The following is a 4,510-nucleotide window of genomic DNA, read 5'->3' as shown; positions in this document are numbered from 1 at the left end:
CGGTCTGGATGCGCTCAACAGAATCACGGCATTGAAGTTGCCCATAAAGGTTCTGGTCCTGACGTCATTATCCGCCGAGTTTTTCGCCATGCGTTGTATGAAGGCAGGGGCAGCCGGCTACGTGTCGAAGTCCGATGAGCTGGATGAGTTGGTAAAAGCCATTAACGCCATCAAGTCGGGCTACACTTTTTTTCCTGACTTGACCGTTAATTCGGTACGTCGAGATGACGCGGAAAGCACGGAACATGAGCTGATAAAAAAACTCTCCGATCGGGAGTTGGCGATTCTGCAACAGCTTGCCAAAGGCTTGAGCAACAAACAGATCGGTGACGATATGCTCCTGAGCAACAAGACCATCAGCACCTATAAGGCCCGACTGATCGAGAAGCTTAATGTGAGTTCGTTGGTGCACCTGGCGGCACTGGCTAAACGCAATAACCTGATCTGATGAAGCATTCACTGCGGTTGTGCCTTGCCGTGCTCTTGCTGCTGTCGCCGATATTCGGCGCCGTCTGGGCCGCCACCACTGATGAGTCGGAGGTGGAAACGCTGCATCTGCTGGGGCGCTCTCGGGTAGGCGACTATCAAGTCGGGTTGGCCGAGTCCGATTGGAGTTGGTTACGCAACAAAGGCACGCTGTACCTTGGGGTGTCGTCACCGGATTACCCGCCTTTCGACTTAACCGCCAATGGCCGCGATTATGAAGGGCTGACCGCCGACTACGCGGGGCTGTTGGCGGAGTTGCTGCACGTCCAGGTACAGGTGCGTCGTTTCAACTCCCGGGCGGACGTGATTCGCGCCTTGAAAGAGGGTGAGGTTGACCTGCTGGGCACAGCCAATGGCTTTGAAAGGGCAGACCCCGATCTGGTCATGTCGTCGGCTTATGCAGACGATCAAGCGATGATCGTGACCCGCACCAATGACGGGTCTCCATTGATGGGGGACATGGCTGGAAAAAAGATTGCCATGCTCTATCACTACCTACCGCCCGAGAGCGTCAGTAACGCCTACCCCGATGCAGACCTGCAACTGTATCCCTCAACGTTGAGCGCAATCGGGGCGGTGGCGTTTGGTAAAGCAGACGCTTATCTGGGGGATGCGATCAGTGCCAACTACCTGATCGGCATGAACTACCTTAACAACGTCCATCTCACCGACTTTTCCCGGGCAGAGGGCGGCTACTTTGCCTTTGCCTTGTACGCCGCCAATACCCAGCTGCTGAACATCATCAATGTTGCGCTTGCAGCGATTCCGATTGGTGAGCGCATGGACATCCTGCGCCGCTGGGGCTCCTCTGAGATGAATATCCCAGGGCAGCACCGCCTGCACCTGACGGCCAAGGAACAGCGCTGGCTGGAACAACACCCTCGGGTCACGGTCGCGGCCATGGAGAACTTCCTGCCGCTCTCGTTTTTTGACAAAAAAGGCGCACTGCGAGGCGTCAGCGCAGACGTGCTGGCCAAGATCAGTTTGCGTACCGGTTTGAAATTCGATGCGGTACGCGGCACCTCGATGGCGCTGCAAATTCAGAACCTGCAGGCCGGCAAGGTGGATTTGCTGGCCGCCTTGGCACCCAGTACCGAGCGTGAAGGGCAGGTGCGCTTCACCCGACCTTATGTGTCGACGCCTTATGTGCTGATCAACCGTGGTGGCGAGAGTCCCGCGACCCTCGATGAGATGGCGGGCAAACGCCTGGCGATCATTCGTGGCATGTTCCTGACTGACTACATCCTCAGCAACTTTCCACGCATTCAGGTCGTGTATGCCGACAACGCCGCACAGGTCATGGCGATGGTGGCAAACGGCGAGGTCGAGGCTGGGGTCAACTCATTGTTGAGCGCGCGTTACATGATTTCGCGCCAGTACCGGGATCGCTTGCACGTCACCAGTACCGTGGGCATTGAACCGGCCCGGTTTTCCCTCGTCACCAATCGCGGCGACCTGGAGCTTTACTCGATCCTGGACAAAGCGCTGCTGAGTATCTCACCTGAAGAAATGGCTGAAATCATCAGTCGCTGGCGCAGCGAAGTGGTGATCGATGACAATTTCTGGCTGCGCAATCGAGGCGCGATCATTCAGGGATTCGTTATCGCGGGCGTGCTGCTGTTGCTCGCCGTCATCTGGATCGCTTATCTGCGTCGCTTGATTCATCGACGCAAAGTGGCCGAGCGCGCACTCAGCAACCAGCTCGAGTTCAAGCGGGTGTTGATCGATGGCACACCGCACCCGATCTACGTCCGAGACCTTGAAGGGCGCATGGTGGTCTGCAACACCAGCTACCTTGAGGTGTTTGGCCTGAGTCATGACGAGGTCGTGGGTAAACGCATCACAGAAGGCGCATTCGTTAACAATGCGCCGGCAGCGGCCTACGAGGCTGAGTATCTGCAAGTCTTGAGGGCTGGGGTTCCACAAATCCAGGACCGTGAACTGCTGCTGCTCGATGGCCGCGTGCTGAGGATCTATCACTGGATGCTGCCTTACAAAGACAGCGAAGGGAAAATCAGCGGCATCATTGCCGGCTGGATCGACATCAGTGAGCGTGAGCGCCTGATGGACATGGTCCAAGATGCCAACCGGGCGAAAACCACGTTCCTGGCAACCATGAGCCATGAGATCCGCACGCCATTGAATGCCGTGATTGGTATGCTCGAAATCGCCCTGAAGAAATCGGAACAGGGGGTGCTTGATCGTTTTGCGATTGAGGTCGCCTCGGGTGCCGCCCACGGTCTGCTGGACCTGATCGGGGATATTCTGGACATCGCCAGAATCGAGTCGGGCAAATTATCGCTGACACCTGGCCGAGCCAACCTGGGCGAATTGGTCCGGTCCGTGGCACGGATCTTTGATGGCCTGGCCGAACAGAAAAACCTGAGACTGCAGCTGGAGGTTGATGAGCGCGCCAATTGCGACGTATCGATCGACCCGTTGCGTTTCAAGCAAGTGGTTTCCAACCTGGTCAGCAATGCGATCAAGTTCACCTCCGAAGGCGAGGTGCACCTGCAGCTCGAAGTGCTCTCGGACACCCCGGGTGAACCCTTGTCGATCCGCTTGTTGGTTACCGACACCGGCCAGGGCATTTCCGCCGAAGACCAGCAGCGCCTGTTCAGCCCCTTCACTCAGGCCAGCAACAATAACCAGTCGGGCCGCAGTGGCTCGGGCTTGGGGCTGACGATCAGCCGCACACTCTGCGACATGATGGGTGGGCAGCTACAGCTGACTAGCGTGCTGGGAGAAGGCACGCAGATCGAAGTGTTGCTGCAGGTGACTGTGCTTGAGCCGCTACCGGCTGAAGAGCCCTCGACGGTGGAAGAGTCACAACAACGGGCACTGAACATACTGGTGGTCGACGACTACCCCGCCAACCGCTCGCTGCTGTCCAAGCAGTTGGGTTACCTGGGCCACGAGATGGTCGAGGCACAGGACGGCGCCCATGGGTTACGCGCCTGGCGTAAACAGGTGTTCGATGTGGTTATCACTGACTGCAACATGCCGATCATGAACGGCTATGCCTTGGCGCGGGCCATTCGTGCCGAGGAAAACGAGCGTGGTTTGGGGCGCTGTCTGATCATCGGTTTTACCGCCAACGCACAGCCCGATGAAAAGGCCCGCTGCCTGGAAGCGGGAATGGACGACTGCCTGTTCAAGCCCATCAGCCTGAAGCTGCTCAAGCAGCGCCTGGATCAGTTCGAGTCGGGGACCGTGCAACCACTGACAGATCAGGCAGACCAGGCGGACTCTGCAGACGATGGCGATATCAACTTTGCCTCGTTGGAAAAACTGGTCCGCGGCGACCCTGCTGCGATGAAGGTATTGATGAACGATCTGACACTCAGCAATCAGGAGGATATGGACCAACTCGCCGACTACGATCTCCAGCAGGATTGGCAGCGGTTGGCGGATCTGGCACACAAGGTCAAAGGGGGCGCACGCATTATCAAGGCCCACCGACTGATCCTGGCTTGCGAGCAACTGGAATCTGCCTGTGACGAAAAAAACGATGAACCGACCCTCAGGCAGGCCAGCGCTTCCCTAAGGCAAGAGATGTCAGCGTTGTCGACAGCGTTGAAGCACTACACCGAGACGCTTGAGGCTCGTTGAATCGCAGAGCAAGGTTTCTCCTGACGCCGAACTCGCCAAGGGCCATGATCCGGTCGGTTATCGCTACCTCTGGTAAGCAGTTGCTCCCCCTTTTCCCAGCATTTGCTGGGATTTTTTTGCCTGCCACTGGTCAGCCCTACAGACGCTAGGAAATTTCGTACACGACTTGAGGCCGTTGCCTAGGTTGTTCTTTGAGCAGGGAACGCAAGATGAGGGACATCATTTCTCGTGGATGAGCCCAATGCTTACTACTCCTTTGCGCGTTATTGTCCTTGAAGATCATTCGTTTCAGCGCGCCATTGCCGTTGCCATGTTGCAGCAGCTGGGTTGCACGGACGTGTTCCAGGCCGCCGACGGAGCAGAAGCACTGGCGGTTCTGAATGAGGTCGGCCCGGTCGATATCGCCCTGTGT

The 4,510-nt window shown here is 57.3% G+C and carries 2 protein-coding genes; both read left to right on the top strand.

All coding sequences use genetic code 11. The features are described 5' to 3' along the window. Window positions 1–448 (top strand): LuxR C-terminal-related transcriptional regulator (locus tag ACRESD_RS25930; RefSeq protein WP_431753512.1); only part of this gene is annotated, 448 nt, incomplete at its 5' end. Continuing rightward, entirely contained in the window at window positions 448–4,098 is a 3,651-nt protein-coding gene (locus ACRESD_RS25925; protein WP_431753511.1) for a transporter substrate-binding domain-containing protein, read from the top strand. The genes ACRESD_RS25930 and ACRESD_RS25925, both read left to right, overlap by 1 nt. Window positions 4,099–4,510 lie beyond the last annotated feature (412 nt).

Origin of the sequence: Pseudomonas sp., assembly GCF_050739995.1 — a bacterium.
GTDB lineage: Bacteria > Pseudomonadota > Gammaproteobacteria > Pseudomonadales > Pseudomonadaceae > Aquipseudomonas.
This window is presented reverse-complemented; position numbering and strand designations above follow the sequence as displayed.